The following is a 392-nucleotide window of genomic DNA, read 5'->3' on the forward strand; positions in this document are numbered from 1 at the left end:
TGATGGCCACGCTGTCTCCACCCGAGACTCAGTGAAATTGAAATCGCTGTGAAGATGCAGTGTACCCGCGGCTAGACGGAAAGACCCCGTGAACCTTTACTACAGCTTGGCACTGAACATTGACCCTACATGTGTAGGATAGGTGGGAGGCTTTGAAGCAAGTACGCCAGTATTTGTGGAGCCGTCCTTGAAATACCACCCTTGTAGTGTTGATGTTCTAACGTTGACCCCTAATCGGGGTTGCGGACAGTGCCTGGTGGGTAGTTTGACTGGGGCGGTCTCCTCCCAAAGAGTAACGGAGGAGCACGAAGGTGGGCTAATCACGGTTGGACATCGTGAGGTTAGTGCAATGGCATAAGCCCGCTTGACTGCGAGAATGACAATTCGAGCAG

The 392-nt window shown here is 52.6% G+C and carries 1 rRNA gene; it reads left to right on the top strand.

Features of this window, described 5'->3' with window-relative positions:
- Positions 1 to 392, top strand: a 23S ribosomal RNA gene (locus L1D60_RS23505); the annotation flags it as partial.

It is taken from the genome of Vibrio sp. Isolate30 (assembly GCF_022397975.1).
In the GTDB taxonomy this organism is placed as follows: Bacteria; Pseudomonadota; Gammaproteobacteria; order Enterobacterales; family Vibrionaceae; genus Vibrio; species Vibrio fortis.